The organism is Pseudomonas oryzihabitans (genome assembly GCF_006384975.1).
Classification (GTDB): Bacteria; Pseudomonadota; Gammaproteobacteria; order Pseudomonadales; family Pseudomonadaceae; genus Chryseomonas; species Chryseomonas psychrotolerans_B.
Map to the genome: position 1 here is coordinate 1,407,249 of NZ_CP021645.1, position 13,191 is coordinate 1,420,439.

Genomic DNA, 13,191 nt, shown 5'->3' on the forward strand with positions numbered 1-13,191 from the left:
AAGCCTGCCAGACAACAGCCGCCTGACGCGTCAGGCGGCCCCTTCTCAGCGGGCCACGCCATTCACCCTGAATAGCCAGTCGAACGTTTGGTCGAGGGACGGCGTGGCCGTGTCCAGCAGCTCGCTGGCCAGTTGCTCCGAGGTGCGGGCGAAGAGTGCCTTGATCCCGGGCAGCACGGCGACCGGCAGGTCCGCCGCGCGCAGTTGACGCTCGGCCTTTTCGACTTCCTTGAGACGGCGCGGTGCATGGACTACGTGGGTACGGATCAGGGCGCCGAGAAAGTCCCGCAGGTTGGCCTGGTCGATATCGCTCAAGGCGTCATGGAGCTTGGCTGTGACGCCCTGTTGCTCCGCGGCCATGAAACACTCAATGGTCAGGGCTTCGAGACCCTTGGTATAGACGCTACGCAGGATCTTCAAGGCGGCGGCATCGCCCGCGGCGCCGCCCTCCACCAGTTTCAGCGGCGCGCCAGCGGCAGCGAACAAGGCCAGGGCACGATCCATCCCGTCTCCGGCGCCCAGCAGGTTGGTCTTCTCCCGGGTCAGGGCGATGGCGCCGAGAATGGCCAAATCGACGTAGGCGATGGCCTGCTCCGCGGCCAGCCGCGCCGCCTTGCGAATCTGCTCGGGGTCCGCCGTCGTCATGTCGATGAACAGCGCGTATCGTGGCATTACGGTATCGTTAATCCTTGTCTGCGGCCAATGAGCGATTATGAGTATTAAGCCTGAATATTTTGAAAAATTGCGTGAAATGCTTATTTCAGGCGCTATCACCGCAATCACCTTTGATACGCAGGCATTTGATAGGAACGGCAGAACTTTCAGAGCAGGGCTCTTAGCACAGCTGGGACAGATAAAAAACTCCAGCATTAAGCTGATTGTCACTGAATTGGTTCGTGACGAGGCAGAAAAGCATATGCTTGAAATGCACAGTGCAAGGCATAAGAAAGTTGATGACGCATTTGCGCTTGTAGCCCAATATTTGAGCGACGACTTAGTTGACGAGGTGCGCGAAGAGCTCCAAGCAAGGGCCACCCCAGCGCAAATAGTCTTTCATGAAATAAATGATTTTTTCCTCGCGACGAATGCTGAGCTGGCATTCTACGACGAAATATCCACCAGAAATCTTTTTAAACTTTATTTTAATAATAAGCCCCCTTTCCACAGAAACAACGATAAAAAACATGAATTCCCTGATACTGTAGCGCTTCTAAGCCTAGAAGCACATGCAGAGAATGGCGGTATTCTAGTCGTTTCCTCAGACAAGGACTGGATTGAATTCTGCAACAGCTCTGAAAATAAAAGACTTCATTGCATACCGGACCTGACAACTGCACTCTCACTAATCAATTCAATAGAAGCTAATGTTAGGGAAATCACCAACCAACGCTTTTTACAGCTTCAGAGATTCAATGATTGCGGAGGTCTCAAGGCAGCAATTAGTGATAACCTGACCGAAAAGCTAGAACGCGACCTGCTTTTTACTGCCAGGACCAAACATCTTTATAACGCTCGCTGTTCAAGCATAAAGGTTGACTCTGTTATCCAGAGAGAAAATAAAATATTCGGAAAAATCCGAGATGACTCGAGCAGGACGATTTGGGCGCTTGAGCTAGATGCTGCATGCAACATTACTGTAGATGTTGATTTTTTTTGTGAAAATAGAAACTATATTGGCTCCAACAGCTATCATCACACTCTATCAATACCCACCATCTCAATCATTAAGTTAACAAGAGAATGCATTGATGTAGAAGTCAGCTTTGACATCAAAACAATATTGGACTTAGGGCCCATCGAGCCAAAATAGTTGACCCAGAGTGCGACAGAGAGCCAATAATTATACTGCCTAACGAGAGCTGCTTTTTGCCGATACCCTTCAGGCAGATTGTGACTAGCTGACATTAGCTGCTTTACCATAAGGGTGATCTTACTACGGAGATATAATTTTCATGCAAAATAATATAGCAAAAAGCTCCAAAAAGCCAAGAACCACAAAGAAGAACAGAACAAACGATTCATGCATAGACCACCTTCAAACTAAATGGCGAAATATTTTAACTAAAAGATTCATCTATTTTTTTAATAAATCCCCCGAGTCCGCCCAGCGCATGGAGCTGATCATAAACTGCATGGTAAAAGGTCTAGAATCTCTATTCTTAAGGTTTTCGGACTTAAAGGATACTCAGTTCAACACGCAAGTCATGCTGTCTGATGTTGATGTATATTCCCAGCGGATGGCAGAGATGTTGTTTTACTACCAGCTTTTAGGAATGGGCTTCAGCGACATTAGAAGCAAGGATGCTGGACCAGATTTTGTCGCCAAGAAAAATGATGAAATATTCTGTTTTGAGGTGACAACACCTACCCCGAAAGATGCTATCAGAGAGCTTATTGGGCAGGCCAAGTTAGCACCCAAAGAGCGAGACTTAGTTTTTCGCGAGCGTTTGCTGTCGGTTACGTCTGCTATCAAAGGAAAACTGGAAAGTTTTGAAAATCATAAATCGGCAGGGCACGTCCCAAAGGGCGCCCATTACATAATCGTTATCAATGATTCACTGCTGCTACCATATGACCAGCCTTGGTATGGGGTGCTGGCTGAGCTTTGCTTTGGTGACAGTACCCTGCCGATTACCGTAGATGCTACGCTTGGCTCTGGGAGTATCGATTTCGCTGATATTCTCGCTGAAGCACCTTCAGAAAGTGATGGCGACGAGTTTAAAAGCCTTGTAATGAAGAGCAATTTCGGAATTTCTATCAATGGAGGGGAGCCGATCACTCCAGAGGACTCTTTGTTGCGTATAAAAATCAGAAAGAAAATACCCACCAGAAATAACACCGACACCGTCTTGGTAGATATAGTTGAATCTATGGGTGTAGCTGGGATTTATCAAATAACACTACGAGAGGACCTATTTTTTTACCACTCCTTTAAGTCTAGCAAGAGCGTAAAACCCGCTTCCGCATTGATCAGCTCGGTAAAAAACAAACAGCTGGTCAGAAATTCAATACATTTCAAATCAGCATATTCTAAAGATGAAAATCTCGTGCAGCCCCCCATGCCACCTGCGCGCATGCTTGACCGCGAACCACACGACTTTAATAACCAAGTTGCCTATGATATGTTCTTTAAACCCTACGTAGAGGGTGGTGAGCTCTATAAATCGCCTGAAACCCGAAATTAGTCAGCAGCATAAGCTCACGGCTGTTTTTTGTAGGGTTAGTGGATGCAAACCTGGCAGGCTTTTGCTCTTTATTTTCCCAGTCGCAAAGATAGCATTAACCGCTCTGTAATAGATTTTACAGATCTTCATAGTCGGTTATAGAGTTTCTTTACTGGATAGAGCAAGGCAGAGGCCAAAGAGCCCAACAATAGCCATGAAGAATGCGAAACTCTATCGAGTTGCGTGCAGCCAGAAGGTGTCGACTAGTGCGAATGGCCGACGGCTCTCATGCGAAAAATGAATAGTTTGGCGTTTCAGAAGTTAACCACACAATTTTGGCGGCGCTTTTCCGCCATAGGCGGATCGTCCGGCCAGTGGCACCACTCCTCGTCAGCCCTGCTATGACTCGTCACGGCACCGGCCCGGTCGGGGCGACGCATCGAAAAAATGACTCCCCTATTCCAGCGCAAGCTTCTGAAACACCCTACTAGGCCCACATCGAGCCTAGCTCGACAATCCCTGCGATGACTAGACCGCCGCCTCGGCGACACCCAGGGCGGAGCGATAGACCTTGAGCATGCCGATGCTGTGGGAGGTACCGATCAGCAGCGTGACGAGGGAGGTCAGGCCGATGGCCGCCGGTGCTATCACCCGCACGCTGACCTTGCTGAGCAGCAAACCGGCAGGGATCTGGCCCAGGGAATATGAAGAGGAAGAAGGCACTGACCAGCAATCCCACCTCGGCATTGGTCGCCCAGAATTCCTTCTGGATATAGGGCAGCGCGATGCCGATGTTCGCCCGATCCGCCGCGGCCAGCCGATAGGCCACGACGATGACCGCCAGCACCACCCAGCGATAGCGGGTCATCGTCGCCGTCCGCCCGAGCGCTCGGCCGAATGGACAGCGCCCTTGGAAGCAACGGATTCGGTCATGGAGTCCTCACTTGTTATGGTTATTAGGATGAGGACGTTTTACGGCGGGTGCTCAGGCTGAAAAAGCGATAAATAAGCACAAGCATTCATTCCCAATCAGAATGAATGCTAGAAAAAGGCCGGGCTAGAGGCGTCTGATGCAGCCTTGGCCCCGGGTTATGCACCCTGCGCCAGGAAGCCACCCTGCCCCGCCAACAAGGCCGGGGTCTCAGCGCGCGCTGGCCAGCGCCGCCCGAATCCCCGGGCGGCTTCCCTGGCGGCCGATATCAGCCCTGGGGCAAGGGCTGCCAGCCAGCGGCCGTGCGCAGTTCCAGGCACGCCGGCTGGCCATCGAGACGCAGCAGATGCAGCCAGCCGTGGTGCACCAGATCGCGCACCACCGCATGGGCAGCGATCACCTGATCGATCAGGGCGCGGGGCGCCTCGATCACCACGTGCAGGCGCAGCGGCCGATGCATCCACTGCTTGCCGTCGTGCAGCGACTGACGCGCCAGGCCGATGCGCAGGTCGCCACCGTTGCCCTCGAACACGCCGATATGCCCGCCTACCACGTTGTGCAGCAGTTTGTTGCCGCTGCCGAATCTTAGGTTATCGGTGGTCGAGGTGAAGTACTGCAGGTTGATCCAGTGCGCCACCACCATGGGCGCGGTCATGATCGACTCCAACACCTTGCCGGCCTCGTCCTGCCGCCAGTCGTAATCGTGCAGGAAGGCACGCCCCTGCAGGTCGACCCCACGGGTGCGGGCACGGGGCGCGGCGATGAAGGCGGCATTGCCGGCCAGGCCCCACTCGGGCCGGGTTTGCGCCCAGTCGCGGGCACGCCGACGCAGCCGTCCGAGCAGCTTGTCCGGCTGCTCACGCAGCGCCGCCAGCCCCAGCTTCAGAGCCCTTTGCTGGCGCACCTCGGTAGTGGCCTTGTCCAACGCCGCCCGCAAGCGTTGCCAATGGGACTGCAAGGCCTCGGGCAGCGCCTCATGGGCGAAGACCTGCACCTCGTCGGTGGTGGTGTTGTGCAGTCCGGCGAGAACCTGGCAGTGCGGCGGCAATTCGAGTCCGCGCTCACGCAGGCCGGCGCGCACCTCGCTGTCGTTGAGCAGGCCAGCCAGCAGCCGTGCATTGATCTCGCCGCTCTGGCCGCAGCAGGCGCCACAGTCGAGGCCGGCCGCCTGCGGATTGTTAGCACTCTGGCTGCCGTGGCCGAGCAGCACCAGCAGCGCCGGCACCGGCCCATTGAGCCCCATGGCCTTGAGGATCCGCTCGGCCAGGTCGACCTTCTGCGGCAGCGCCATGGCCGGCAGCTGCGGTTGCAGGCGTTGCCATTCGGTGCGGCGCCAGGCGCTCCGGTCGGGCTGGACCGCCCCGCCGGTCAGGCCGTAGGTCCGCCCCAGCAGCGCCCCGGCATAGCCGAGACCGATACTCTCGACCAGGGTGAAGGTCGAGGCCGGCAGCCGCTCGAACAGGCGCCAGCGTCCCTGACGGGCCAGGCGCTCCTGGCGCACCTCGGCCAACCGCCGATCTCCGGCGGCATCGCCACTGCCCTCGCTGACCTGCAATTGCGGGGCGAGCAGGCCCGGTAACTGCGGGCGCGTGGCACTGGTACCCAGGGGCGTATAGGCGATGGGCAAGCCGAAGAAGCCGGCGAAACCGCCAGTCTCCAGCTCCGGGCAGGCATGCTCAAGCGCGCGTCTCAGCGGCTCCGAGCGCACGTCGATGCAGAAGAACAACTTGGCCAGCGGCGCCTTGGGCAAGGCCGTGGGTACGCTCTGGCACAGCGCCTGCTGCAATTGCTCCTGCCAGGCCAATTCATCGGCCCGCTGCCAGAGTTGCAGGGCCTGCCAGGTGGCCGAAGGCGCTTGCTGCAGACGCATCCGCCAAGTCGAGCGCCAGAGGTGCCAGCGACTGTCGGCATCGCGCCGCCGATCGTCCACCAGCCACTCCCAAGCCGCGCGGATAGCCAGCAGTTCGAGCATGGTCTGGTCGTCTTCGCCCTGTAGCCTGGCTTGCCAACGCCGGTAGGCGCACCAGGACGCCCAACCCAGGTTACGCAGCAGCAGACAGTCGAACCAGGCGCTCCACTCCTGCGCCGGCAACTCCAGATGCTGCACCGCTGCCTCCAGCGCCGCCAGCGGTTGCGCGGGCAACTCGGCGATGCGCTGGTGCAGGTCGCGGCAGGCGCTGAGCACGCTCAAGCCCCGGTCTGCCAGCAGGCTGTCACGCCAGGCCTGGTAGAGCCCGGCACCGTCGGCGGGACGCCAGTCCGCCTGTTCGCGATCGAACCAGGCGGCGCAGCTCTGGCCGATCTGCTGGGTGATCAGCGCCGGCCAGCCCGGCAGCGGGATACCCGGCTCGGCCAAGTCCTCCAGCAGCGGCAGCCCCTGCCCCGCTTCCTCGGGCGCATTGAGGGCCTGCAACAGGTGGGCCGGCGTCCAGGCTCCGCCCTGCTCGGCCAGCGCCTGCTGCAGATGGCGCTCGGCGATGGCGCCGTCCTGCCAGGCCTGGAGGTAATCCGCGGCGCTCAGCGTCAGTCGGCTGCCGGCACGCTGCCAGAGCTGCGCGGCGACGGTCCGCCAGGGTTGCTCACGCCGCTCCCACAGGGGGCTGACAGCGATCATGCGATCCAGTGGCCAGGTCGGCGCGATGCGGGCGCACGCCTGCCGCGCAGCCTCGTGCAGGGAGGCCTGGGCGAGGCCGGGAATGGGTTCGTAGGCGGTCATGAGCGGTCTCCAAGGGGCGCGAAAAAGGGCTGAGGCGCAGGCCACAGGCGGAAGGTCAGGCGGGTGAAGTGCTCATCCAGGTAGAAACCGGCGAAAGCCAGGGGGTAAAGACGTTGCGCCAGGGCGCCGCGGGGGTGCGCCAGGAGCACGGCCTGCAGCAGGTAGAGGCCGAGTAGCAGCAGCACGGCCAGGCCGGTCAGGGGCAGCGGCGCCGTGGGCAGGCGCTGGTCGAGAATCCAGCCGGCCGCCTGGTGCCACAGCAGATAGGCGCCCAGCAGCAGACCGAACATCAGCAGCCCATGCGCCAGCTGTCCGCGACTCAGGCACCAGGGGGCCAGGCCGATGGCCAGGATCGTCAGGGCCACCCAGGGCAGCTCGTGGCCCGGCAGCGCCCAGGCCCACAGCCCTTTCAGCAGGAGCAGCGCCACGGCCGCCAACGCCAGGGCGCGCAGCAGGCCGCCCAGCTCGGGCGCGGGCATCAGCGGCTGCAGGGCGTGTTGCCGGCTGTGGGCCACGGTATCGCCGGCCGCCAGGAAGGCATGGGCTTTGTACAGCGAGTGGGCCAGCAGGTGCACCAGGGCCAGCTCGTACAACCCCAGACCGCATTCGAGCAGCATCAGGCCCATTTGCGCGCAGGTCGACCAGGCCAGGCGTACCTTGATGCTGATCCGGGTCATCATCACCAGTGCCGCCAGGACCGCCGTCAGGCCGCCGACCAGTACCAGCAGGCTCTGCGCCGGCACGGCGGCGGAAAACAGCGGGGCGAAGCGCAACAGCAGGAAACCGCCCAGGTTGACCAGTCCCGCATGCAGCAGCGCCGAGACTGGCGTCGGCGCCTCCATCACCTGGATCAGCCAGCCATGCACCGGCAACTGCGCCGACTTGAGGATCACCGCCAGGGCCAGCAGCAGCGCTGCCAACTGCAGGTCCCACCCCAGATGACCATTGGCTTGCAGCTGTCCGTTCACGGCCGCGAGAATCGCCGAGATCTGGCTGTCACCGCTCGCCCGCACCAGCAGCCCGGTCGCCAGCAGCAGGCTGACATCGGCCAGCCGACTGGCGAGAAATTTCTTGTGGGCGGCCACCACCGCCTGGGGCCGGTCGCGATAGAAGGTGAGCAGCTGGTGCAGGCACAGGCTGGACAGGATCCAGGCGCCCACCAGCAGGAACACATCGGCGGTGGTCACCACCGTCGCCACCGTCGCCAGGGTGGCCAGCAGGGCGAGCACGTAACGCCGCTGTCCCGCTTCGCCGTCCAGATAGCGCTGGGAATATTCGATGATCACCAGGGCCAGCAGGCCGATCAGACCGGCCATGGCCAGGCCGAGGCGGTCGCTGGAATGCCCATTGAAGATCGCCCGTAGCACGGCGGCGACGGCCAGCATCAGGCCGAGATAACCGGCTGCCCGGGCGGGCCACCAGAATCGACGTGGCGAGTGGAGGAAGGCGACGGGGATCAATGCCAGGGCATAGGCCCAGGGCAGCAACGACGCCAGGGAAACCGGCAGGCTAGACACGGTGCGTGCTCCTTGAAGAGGGGTAGCACTAGTGTCAAGAAATGTCTGATCCATTTAAAATAGATAGATCAGAACCAATCGTTCACTTTATAAGAACATCCATGCGCCGATTGAATTTCCACCATCTGCACTACTTCTGGGCCGTCGCCAAGGAAGGCAACCTGACCCGTGCCGCCGAGGCGCTGCATGTCTCCCAATCCGCCCTCTCCACCCAGATCCGCGTGCTGGAAGACCAACTCGGCCATGCCCTCTTCATCCGCTCCAGTCGCAGCCTAAAGCTGACCGAAGCCGGGCAACTGGTGCTGGATTACGCCGACACCATCTTCGCGCTCGGCAGCGAGCTGCAGACCACCCTGCAGCACACCGGCCAGGCCAGCCAGACGCTGCGCATCGGCGCCGTCGCGACCCTCTCGCGTAACTTCCAGGAGAACCTGCTGCGCCCCTTCCTCGGGCGAGACGACCTGGTGATCACCCTGGAGTCCGGCGGCGTGGATGAACTGCTGGAACGCCTGGCCCTGCACAAGCTGGACGTGGTGCTGACCAACAAAGCCGTCAGCGCCGACAGCCAGCGCACCTGGCAATGCCGCCTGCTCGCGCGCCAGGCAGTGTGCCTGATCGGCCCACCGCGCCAGGACAGCCGCCCCTTCGACCTGCGGCGGGACCTGCAACAGGCCCGGCTGATCGTGCCGGGGCGCAGCAGCGACGTGCGCAGCCAGTTCGAGGTCTATTGCACCGGCCACGGGCTGCATCCACTGATCTGCGCCGAGGTCGACGACATGGCCATGTTGCGCCTGCTGGCGCGGGACTCCGGCGACATGGCCCTGCTGCCGGCCGTGGTGGTGCAGGACGAGTTGCGCAGCGGGGCGCTGCAGCTGTACGCCGAGGTGCCCGAGATCGCCGAGCAATTCTATGCGGTGACCCTGCAACGGCAATTCCGGCTGAAGATCCTGGACGAGCTGCTTGGCCAGCCGCCCGCGCAGGTGGAATCGGACAACGCCGTCCCCGGCACCGCCATTGCAGCGGAGCCAGGGGGCTCGGCGCCTTAGAAGCGCCAGCTCAGCTTGGCGTTGAGATCCTGATCCTTGCTGCGACCGCTCAGTTGGCCGTCGTAGCCCAGGCCCAGCGACACCGTCTCGGTCAGCGCCATGTCCAGCGCGCCCTGCACCACCGCCGCTTCGCGCGCGATGGGCGCACCCACCACGGTGAAGTTCGGGCCACCGGCGAAGGCGGCTTCGTGCTCGGGGGTGGTGTCGCCGAAGGCATGGCGCCAGCCCAGAGTGGCACTCGGCACCACCTTCCAATCACCCAGCGGCTTGCTCGCCAGACGCAGGCCCAGGGTGCTAAAGGTCACGTCGGTGTTCTGCCGCGGATTGTCCAGCGCCAGGGCACCGCTGCGCTCGTGGAAGCCATCGGTCTGCAGGTGCACATGGGCCAGGTTGGCGAAGGGTTCCAGGTTCAGGCTGCCCGCGTCGATCCGGTAGGCCAGTTCGCCGAAGGCCTGGGTGGTACCGGCGTCATACTCCGGCGCCAGGTGCTGGTTGCTGCCGAGGATCGTGAGATCGCGGCGCGCCTCCACCGAGTGCCAGGTGTGGGCCAGGCCGAGCTTGAGGCTCAGCGCATCCCACTGGTTGCCGGCGTAGAGACCCAGGTGGTAGTCGGTGCTGGTGGCCGAGCCCGACTCGTCGCGCAGGTCGAGATCGGTATGGCCGAAGCCGATCAGGCCACCGGCGCGCCAGCCGTTGTCCAGGGGAATGTCACCGCCGATCAGCAAGCCATGGCTGTGGCTGTCCAGGCTACTGGCGTCGTGGCTGCCGTCGTTACGACCCCAGGCGCCGAGGGCCTGGGTCCAGACCAGGCCGCGCTCGGGGCTGCCGGCCAGGCCCTGGATACCGGAGCTGGACGGCGCATCGTCCTGGGCCTCGTGCAGGCGCTCGGCCATGGCGTTGCGGACCAGGCGGCTGTCTTCCACGAACACCGTCTTGGTGGTGGCATGCAGTTCGTTGCCCAGGCTCTGGAAGGTCGAGCGAGCGCTGGCGGCATTGGTCGCGGCCACCTGATTCCACAGGGCATTGCCGGCACCGGCCGCATCCAGGCCAGCCGCGGCAGCGCGAGCGTTGCGGCCATTGGCCAGGTCGGCGAAGGCCACGCCGTTGCGCGGCAGGCTCAGGGTCGCCTGGTTGGCGCTGTAGCTCAGGGTCGGGGTGAGGAAGGCGAAGTCGGACTGGATCTGTCCGAAGCTGCCGCTCAGGCCATTGCCGGCGCTGAGCAATTGATAGCTGCCCAGCGCCTGCCAGTAGGGGCTGGAGACCAGTGCCAGGGTGGCGCCGTTGACCGCGATGCTGCCGTTGGCGACCAGGCGGTCGGCGCGGCCGGTGGCATCGGTTTCGACCTGATAGATCGAGCCCTGGTCGAGGGTCACGTCGCCATTGACGTTGAGCTGGCCCACCGAGTTACCCGGCGCCAGGATACCGCCCTGGGCCACGCTCAGGCTGGCCAGGCTGCCGTTGCCGCCGAGGGTGGCACCGGAATTGACCGTCACCGCCGAATTGCCGAGGTTGCCGTTGATGGCCAGGCGGCCCTGGTTGACGGTGGTGGTACCGGAGAAATCGCTGTTGCCGGTCAGGCTCAGGGAGCCGACGCCGGTCTTCACCAGGCTGCCATTACCGTGCAGGTTGTTGGCCAGGCTGTCGTTGACCGACTGATCCAGCACTAGGGTGGCGTTGTCGGTGATGTCACCGCTGCCGAAGGCCTGGGCATAGCCGCGCAGGGTACCGCCATTGATCACCGTGCCACCGCTGTAGGTGTTGAATCCGGTGAGGGTGAGTTCGCCGCTGCCGTCCTTGGTCAAGCTGCCGCTGCCACCGATGTTGTTGCGCCAGGCGTCGCTGGCATTGAAGCCACCCTGGCTGGCATCCATGTTGACCTCGACGTTGCCGTTGAAGGCGCCGTAGCCGTCGGCGGCCGCCATGAGATTGAGGCGGCCGTAGCCGTTGGATTCGTCGATGACCACATAGCCGGAAGACAGCTCGGTGCTGGCCAGGATGTCGCGGCGCTGGCTGGCGCTGAGGTAGGGGAAGCGCGTTTCCAGCAGCACCTCGGCGTTGGTCGGTACCACCGGCGCCAGGTTGGTCGGGCCGACGGGCGCGAAGCCGTAGGTCATGCGGTAGGTGTACAGCGCCTTGTCCTGGGCATGCTGCGACTGCTGGTCGGTGGCCGGATCGACCTTGGCCACGCAGTTGTTGATGTCGCCGCCGCACACCTGGGCGAAGTAGGCCTGGGCCTGGGTGAAGGCGTCGCTGCGCAACTGGGCGTTGTTGACCAGGTTATCGATGGCGAAATAGGTAGCGGTGATGCGCCCGCCGATCACGTCCAGCGGCGAATGCATGCCGGCGACGATGCGGTTGTTACCCAGTTCGGAGGCGCGGAACAGCTCTTCGCTCAAGCGCTGGGGCACGGCGTAGCCGAAACCCATGGCGGCCAGGTAGGCGGCGTTGGTGTGGCCGCTGGGGAAGCCGCCATCGGTCTGAGGTGTGGTACTGAGCGCCGGACGCAGCGACAAGGGCACGATATCCACGCCGGCCTGCCGCCAGGGGCGCGGATATTGATAGGCGTTCTTCGCCGGGGTGGTGGAGGCATCGTTGCGGATCGCCTGGACCAGTTGCACCACCTTGCCCAGTTGCGAATTGGCGTCGCCGGCACCGTTGCCGTTGTCGCTGTACTTGGTGGTCTGGGTGGAGGCGTCGAACACCGGGATGGTGGTGAAGGCCCCGGAGCCGGCCAGGTAGGCATTGGCCAGAGAGCCCAGGCCACTGATCAGGCTGTAGCTCTGGTCGCGGCGGTCATCGTAGTAGGCCGCAATTTCCTGGGCCTGGGTGCGGGTCTTCGAGAGGTCGACCACGTACTGGATATTGCGCTGCAGTATAGGTGCGCCCAGGGCGGTGGGGGTCCCGGTATTCCAGGTGGCCCCCGGCGTCCAGAGCTTGTTATAGCCAGACAACAGGTCGACGCCATTGATGGCGTTGTTGCCCGAACGACTGGCGGCCTGCACCGAAAGCGCCAGCAACGAGGCCGTGAACACAGCCGTCATCACTACGGGTTTATTACCTGAACGTTTCACCAGCTCTTCTCCTTGGCGTCATGGATACAACCTGTTACAGGTTGTCGTGAGGCGGCGAGGCTAGAGTGGTTGTATGACGATATGGAGGCAGTCTGATGGCAATTTTTGTTTACTGGGCAACAGCTTACGTACGCAACCCGTTTTCCCTTCCCGCGTGCGTCAAAAAAGCGTGCAGAACCTTCCGTGGACGCGACCGAAGCGACTTGGCTGAGCGAGGTACACTCCCACCTTGAGTCGCCTGCCCTGCCAAAGATTCGCGCCATCGCGATCAAGAGGCCGCCCTACCCCAGCGGAGTTCAGACATTGACGACCACCCTCCACATCGCGGCAGCCGTGCTGCTGAACGAGCAACAGCAACTGCTACTGGTGCGCAAACGCGGCACCTCGGCCTTCATGCAGCCGGGAGGGAAGATCGATCCTGGTGAGCAGCCTCTGGATGCCCTGATCCGAGAGCTGCATGAAGAGCTTGGTCTTGTCATCGATCCGGGAGACGCCACCTTTCTTGGTAACTACCAGGCTCCAGCGGCCAATGAGCCTGGATTCATGGTTGATTGCGCGCTGTATTGGATCGAGCTGAAGCCGGGAGACCAGGCGATTACGGCGGCAGAAATCGAAGAGGCGCAGTGGGTTTCGATAGCAGGGGCGTGCGAGCTAGAGCTGGCTCCGCTGACGCGGGAGCTGGTGTTGCCGCTGGTGAAGTGTTTACATTCTAACTAGACTTGCTATTTTCCAAGCTTTCTGCAAGG

The 13,191-nt window shown here is 61.4% G+C and carries 9 protein-coding genes; 4 read left to right on the forward strand and 5 right to left on the reverse strand.

Annotation, left to right across the window (positions count from 1 at the left end; all coding sequences use genetic code 11):
• Window positions 1-45 precede the first annotated feature (45 nt).
• On the reverse strand, window positions 46-672 hold the full coding sequence (locus tag CCZ28_RS06150) for a DUF1932 domain-containing protein (protein ID WP_140216844.1): 627 nt from the start codon (window positions 670-672) through the stop codon (window positions 46-48).
• A 40-nt stretch (window positions 673-712) separates the two neighbouring features.
• Here CCZ28_RS06150 and CCZ28_RS06155 point away from each other — a divergent pair, with 40 nt between their 5' ends.
• Both CCZ28_RS06155 and CCZ28_RS06160 read left to right on the forward strand, forming a co-directional pair.
• Window positions 713-1,810, forward strand: a complete 1,098-nt coding sequence (locus CCZ28_RS06155) for a PIN domain-containing protein (protein ID WP_140216845.1) — start codon at window positions 713-715, stop codon at window positions 1,808-1,810.
• Window positions 1,811-1,952: 142 nt separating this feature from the next.
• Window positions 1,953-3,185, forward strand: a complete 1,233-nt coding sequence (locus CCZ28_RS06160) for a hypothetical protein (protein ID WP_205894636.1) — start codon at window positions 1,953-1,955, stop codon at window positions 3,183-3,185.
• Between the two features lie 507 nt (window positions 3,186-3,692).
• Here CCZ28_RS06160 and CCZ28_RS06165 read toward each other — a convergent pair.
• From CCZ28_RS06165 to CCZ28_RS06175, 3 genes are all read right to left on the reverse strand, one after another.
• Window positions 3,693-3,887: an MFS transporter gene (locus CCZ28_RS06165; protein WP_140216849.1), complete on the reverse strand. Its 195-nt coding sequence runs from the start codon at window positions 3,885-3,887 to the stop codon at window positions 3,693-3,695.
• Window positions 3,888-4,363: 476 nt separating this feature from the next.
• Window positions 4,364-6,811 carry a YbcC family protein gene (locus CCZ28_RS06170; RefSeq protein WP_140216851.1) on the reverse strand — a complete coding sequence of 816 codons (2,448 nt, stop codon included), beginning with the start codon at window positions 6,809-6,811 and terminating at the stop codon, window positions 4,364-4,366.
• Window positions 6,808-8,319, reverse strand: a complete 1,512-nt coding sequence (locus CCZ28_RS06175) for an NADH-quinone oxidoreductase subunit L (protein WP_140221290.1) — start codon at window positions 8,317-8,319, stop codon at window positions 6,808-6,810. Before CCZ28_RS06175 ends, CCZ28_RS06170 begins: the two co-directional genes overlap by 4 nt.
• Before the next feature lie 110 nt (window positions 8,320-8,429).
• On the opposite strand from CCZ28_RS06175, the gene CCZ28_RS06180 reads away from it, so the two are divergent.
• The gene (locus CCZ28_RS06180) at window positions 8,430-9,374 is read left to right on the forward strand and encodes a LysR family transcriptional regulator (RefSeq protein ID WP_240795239.1); all 945 of its coding nucleotides are present in this window, start codon (window positions 8,430-8,432) and stop codon (window positions 9,372-9,374) included.
• Here CCZ28_RS06180 and CCZ28_RS06185 read toward each other — a convergent pair.
• Entirely contained in the window at window positions 9,371-12,415 is a 3,045-nt protein-coding gene (locus tag CCZ28_RS06185) for an autotransporter domain-containing protein (RefSeq protein WP_140221291.1), read from the reverse strand. The genes CCZ28_RS06180 and CCZ28_RS06185 overlap by 4 nt on opposite strands.
• Window positions 12,416-12,748: 333 nt before the next feature.
• Between CCZ28_RS06185 and CCZ28_RS06190 the strand changes: the two genes are divergently transcribed.
• On the forward strand, window positions 12,749-13,162 hold the full coding sequence (locus tag CCZ28_RS06190; protein WP_140216853.1) for an NUDIX hydrolase: 414 nt from the start codon (window positions 12,749-12,751) through the stop codon (window positions 13,160-13,162).
• Window positions 13,163-13,191 lie beyond the last annotated feature (29 nt).